Annotated in this window: 1 protein-coding gene; it reads left to right on the top strand. The window is 52.1% G+C overall.

Going from position 1 to position 290, the window contains the following annotated elements; all coding sequences use genetic code 11:
• On the top strand, positions 1-286 hold a 286-nt coding region (locus tag RTW80_RS28740; protein ID WP_312721499.1), incomplete at its 5' end, for a YcbK family protein.
• Positions 287-290: the final 4 nt, after the last annotated feature.

Here is a 290-nt window from a genome sequence, read left to right as displayed (position 1 = left end):
CTTCGATCAGCTTTACCGCTTGCAGGGACTGCTGGGAACCAAAAGGCCGGTGCAACTCATGTCTGGCTATCGCTCTCTGGATACCAACAATGAACTGCGCGCCCACAGCCGTGGGGTAGCGAAAAAAAGCTATCACACCAAAGGGCAGGCGATGGATTTCCATATTGAAGGCGTTTCGTTAGCCAATATTCGCAAAGCGGCGTTATCTATGCGCGCAGGTGGTGTAGGATACTACCCACGTAGCAACTTTGTGCATATTGATACCGGGCCGGTTCGGCACTGGTAATAAC

It is taken from the genome of Escherichia sp. AM3, from assembly GCF_032029835.1.
In the GTDB taxonomy this organism is placed as follows: Bacteria; Pseudomonadota; Gammaproteobacteria; order Enterobacterales; family Enterobacteriaceae; genus Escherichia; species Escherichia coli.
Note: the sequence above shows the minus strand (reverse complement) of the source record. Positions and strands in the feature narration are given on the sequence as shown.